The organism is Pseudoalteromonas sp. TAE79, assembly GCF_000498015.1.
Classification (GTDB): Bacteria; Pseudomonadota; Gammaproteobacteria; order Enterobacterales; family Alteromonadaceae; genus Pseudoalteromonas.
On sequence record NZ_AUTL01000006.1, the window covers coordinates 1 to 4199 of the forward strand.

The 4199-nt window shown below is 38.2% G+C and carries 4 protein-coding genes; 2 read left to right on the forward strand and 2 right to left on the reverse strand.

What is annotated here, in order from left to right:
- On the forward strand, positions 1-338 hold a 338-nt coding region (locus L655_RS0100075), incomplete at its 5' end, for a chromate transporter (RefSeq protein ID WP_029751504.1).
- Between the two features lie 137 nt (positions 339-475).
- Here L655_RS0100075 and L655_RS0100080 read toward each other — a convergent pair.
- The gene (locus L655_RS0100080) at positions 476-1396 is read right to left on the reverse strand and encodes a DUF1259 domain-containing protein (protein ID WP_080670007.1); all 921 of its coding nucleotides are present in this window, start codon (positions 1394-1396) and stop codon (positions 476-478) included.
- A 393-nt stretch (positions 1397-1789) separates the two neighbouring features.
- On the opposite strand from L655_RS0100080, the gene L655_RS0100085 reads away from it, so the two are divergent.
- A complete protein-coding gene (locus tag L655_RS0100085) occupies positions 1790-2425 on the forward strand; it encodes a recombinase family protein (RefSeq protein WP_024603680.1) in 636 nt (211 codons plus the stop codon).
- Between the two features lie 309 nt (positions 2426-2734).
- Here L655_RS0100085 and L655_RS0100090 read toward each other — a convergent pair whose 3' ends face one another.
- Complete coding sequence (locus L655_RS0100090) at positions 2735-3946, reverse strand: recombinase family protein (protein ID WP_024603681.1); 1212 nt, start codon at positions 3944-3946, stop codon at positions 2735-2737.
- Positions 3947-4199: the final 253 nt, after the last annotated feature.

Consider the following 4199-nt stretch of genomic DNA (forward strand, 5'->3'; position numbering starts at 1 on the left):
TAGCCGCTACTATCGTCAGCTGGTTTACCTTTTTACCCTCGTTTATTTTTATTTTCGCGGGCGCACCTTTTATTGAGACGACGCACAACGATTTGAAATTCACTGCACCACTGACTGCTATCACGGCGGCGGTAGTGGGTGTGATTTTAAATCTCGCCCTGTTTTTTGGTTATCACATTTTGTGGCCAACCGGTTTTGATGGGCAGTTTGAATGGATATCAGCGATTATCGCCATCGCTGCGAGCATTGCATTATTCCGTTACAAAATGAATGTGATGAAAGTGATTGGCATATCGGCGCTGGTTGGGCTGGCGGTGTCGTTAACGGGGATTAATTGAGCTATCTTTCAATCGACTCGAATTAATTATTCACACTTAACTGGAGAAAAACCAGTTATAGCACTTTCTTTCATTTAAGTTAATAATTTAAGGGGAGATAAATTATAAATTTATCACCCCTTTTTACACACTAGTAATTATTTAGCGATGGATTTCTGTGCGTTCAACGCTGAGCGTATTCCCTGTGCCAGTTTCTCGGGGTCTCCCTTGCCCCAGTAATGCAAAAAGTAATAGGGAGGAGTTTCACCAATCATGTGATTATGTAAAGCCACAACATGAATATTGGCCTGGCGTAATGCATACATCACAGCTTGGACTTCCTCAGCAGTCATAGCGAAATCTCCGTCAACAACCGCATGCTCTTTGTTGCCAGAGAAAGCAGCCCAAGTCGACAATCCCATTGACGCACCAAATTCAGTACCATGCATTGTAGCGATACGTTCAAACGTGAATTTGAGTACTTTGCCATTGAGACTGGCCTCGGCTCCCAAAATGCTTTCAAGTGCCGCAGTTTTATACTTTCCGGTAATATCAGGGACACTGCCTGGAAAACGACCTACTGGTTTCGCGTGTTTTTTGCGAACTTCTTTAATAGCATCCCACATCGCTTTTACGCCTTCGGCAAGCCTTTCAAGATTTTTCCCGTGACCACCTATGTGCATAAAGTAAACAGAAGGGCTATCAAACACAAAGTGGTTGTGAAGTGCTGTGATTTCAAGATCGTGCGCGAAAGCCGCATCCATCGCAGGCGTGATCTCATCTTCAAATACCACGGTGTCACCCATCAGCATAAAACCGCCACTAGGCATTTTTTTAAAGGCTGCCCAACTTCCCAACCCAGCCTGGGTAGGAAGTTTCATGCCGTCAACCATGACAGGTACATCGTCGCGTTGCCAACCCACACGTACAACACCGTTAGCTTTAACCGTTGCAGGTGTGTCTATGATTTCACTAATGACATCAGAGCTGTCATCGTTGGATGAGCTTCCAAGAGCGACAGGAGCATACAAAAATAAGGCATACGTAATAATAAGTATTTTAGGTGAGAGGATGTTCATAAGCATCTCTGTTAATATTGTGAGTCTTTGATACTACACGTGGTTGTGACGTATATCAACTGTGTGGATCATATTCATTGACAATGGTTTCTGTATTCTTATTTGATTGAATTTCTTTTTATAGAAAATGGTTTAGAAATGTCATTTTTTTAGTAAAGAGTCCCAAGGCTTGGTATTTACCTGTGTTAGTAATTTGCTTTTACTTTAGCCATAATTTATTTCTTTACTGTAATAAATAGTAAAGAGTGATCATCGTGAAATTGTGTATACACGCACTGCTATATGAGTATACTTCTGAGTCACTATCTAAAATTGACACAAATACCAATTTTGTCATAACCTAAATGTCACACATCATTAGATCATAACCTAAATGTCACTTTAGGATAGACTATGTACATTTTTGGATACCTTAGAGCATCAACCAGTGACCAGAATGCAAAACGAGCACAAGGCACTTTACTGAATTTTGTTCAAGATAAGGGTTTTCGTGTCGCTGGCTGGTATATAGAAAACGAATCAGGTGCATCATTGCAAAGACCCGAATTACTTCGATTACTCGATGATGCAGCAATTGGTGATGCAATCATCATTGAACAAATTGATCGGCTTTCTCGTCTCGATGAGCAAAGTTGGTTCAAATTAAAAGAAATGCTACACAAAAAAGAACTAAAAGTGATTAGCTTGGATTTACCTACCAGCCACATTGTTTTTTCTCCCAAAATGAACGATGAGTTTACAAGCTCGATGATTAAGGCCATTAATGCGATGATGATGGACATGCTAGCCGCAATTGCTAGGAAAGATTACCAGGACCGACGCCGTAGGCAGTCTGAAGGAATAAAAAAAGCAAAAGAAGAAGGCAAGTACCGTGGGCGACAAGCAGATCTAGAACTCCATGAAAAGATCTACCAGCTAAGAGTGATCAATAAGTTGAGTATCCAAGATACGGCTAAACTAACGAACGTATCAACTCGAACAGTTATTCGAGTTTCAAAGAAATTGAAAAATGAACGGTTGGGCGATTAGTTGAGTAACTTTACGTAATACTGGGCTTCAAGCAACCTCTAACATAACATCCTTAAGGTTAATTCCGAGGGGATGGGCGCAAAACCCCTTATAGGTAGCAAGGTTTAAATTATTACGAATAAGCTATATTTAACCTTTAAAATAGTAGTTAATAGAGGTATTGGGAGTAAAAATGAGTTCCATACAAGTAATGACGGCATTGATTTTGGCACTGGCAGTGGTCACGATAGGAATAGGATTGCTTGCGTTAAAAAAACGGCAAGCAAACTCTTAAATTTATAACTTAATTTTCTATAAATATTAATTAAATTAGCCATCTAAGCCAAAGAAGAAATAAATTAACTTCCAGTTTCTTGCATTCAAAGACTTGAATAAAGACTCAAAAACTTGTTCGCTACTAAGAGTATTGGAACTCCTTACTTTAACCAAATTTAATGCTCTCAACTTTTCAGATACTTGCTCTTCAAGTCTCCCGCCAGTTAAGTTCAATAGGTCTAGCATGCGCTGGAGGATTTCATTACTTTGCGTTGATATATCACTAAGTGACTGCGATAAACCATTGGTTACAGGTGAGCTTAATTTAGACTTCAGCTCCTTTATATTATCAACTTTATAATCCAATAAAATATCAGTCAATTTGAAGGCTAAATCTAATTGGGCCGGGGTAAATGAATATTCGCTTATTTTATTTATGTCCGATACTAAATTGCGACTGAGATTAGGTTGAGCGCTATAAATTCTAGGTTTAATATTATTCTCAAAGTCGTCACTATAGATAAAATTCATCACGTCAGCGTGTGAATTGTTCTTACTGAATATGACTATATCCAAGATTAATGCTTCAATATTCTCGTAGCAAAAATCATTCAAAACTCTAAATTTTGAACTAGTAACCATTGATTTAAAGCTCTCGAGCTCGGCACTGTATTTAGTGCTCATTGAGTCCATGAAGTTATAAACGGAACCTCTTGATATTGAATAGGTATTTGCTGTTTTGGTAGGGCTTTCGCCACTTAATACCGAACCCGTAACCTCTAACTTTTCAGCATCACTTTTACCAATTCTTCCTTTATACTTTCTTAATCCTTTGTCTGAATCAGGTAACAATGAGTCCTCAATTAAGGCCTTTTTAATGCCGTTAATTCTTTTATATTTTGCAACCCTCATTTGTAAATCTTGTATACCAATAACCACCTTTGAAAAGGCTTTAACGCCACCTATTGAAGTAAATAATTCACTATCTTTTTCATTTTCAATTTTTAGCGTTATGTTTTCAAAATAAAAAGAATGCAGCGTCATTAACACATCAGACATACTTGTACCGAGTGAGCTTAGAGAGTCAATGTGCAAAATATCACCAGTATGTATGACTTCAATTAAGGCCTCTAAATTTGGTCGCGCATCATCTACTGCCGGTTCGTCACAGAAAACATTTTCTACCTTCAATTTGTCACTATATTTTGACTGAAACTCAAAACTCTCATTGGTTTCATCTTTATAAAAATAGGCGTAACTGTGCATGCTAACCTCAACTCTGTGTTTATTTTGGACTTACCCTAATTATACACAGTGGCGGGCAGTCTGCACGCTATGTTTAAACGTGGAGGTGTATAAATAGAATAAACCTTTATTAAACGCATTATTATATTCTACACGTGCAATGATGCAATTAAATTAAAATAATGAGCTTAAAATTTTCTTTAAGAAAGGCCCTCAGCGCCGGGCGGCTCTCCATAAAATAGGTTACGATAATAGTCATTATCGTAACCTATTT

Coding starts and splice junctions, on each gene's coding strand:
- L655_RS0100080 (WP_080670007.1), bottom strand. CDS start 1,396: ATGAACATCCTCTCACCTAAAATACTTATTATTACGTATGCCTTATTT.
- L655_RS0100085 (WP_024603680.1), top strand. CDS start 1,790: ATGTACATTTTTGGATACCTTAGAGCATCAACCAGTGACCAGAATGCA.
- L655_RS0100090 (WP_024603681.1), bottom strand. CDS start 3,946: ATGCACAGTTACGCCTATTTTTATAAAGATGAAACCAATGAGAGTTTT.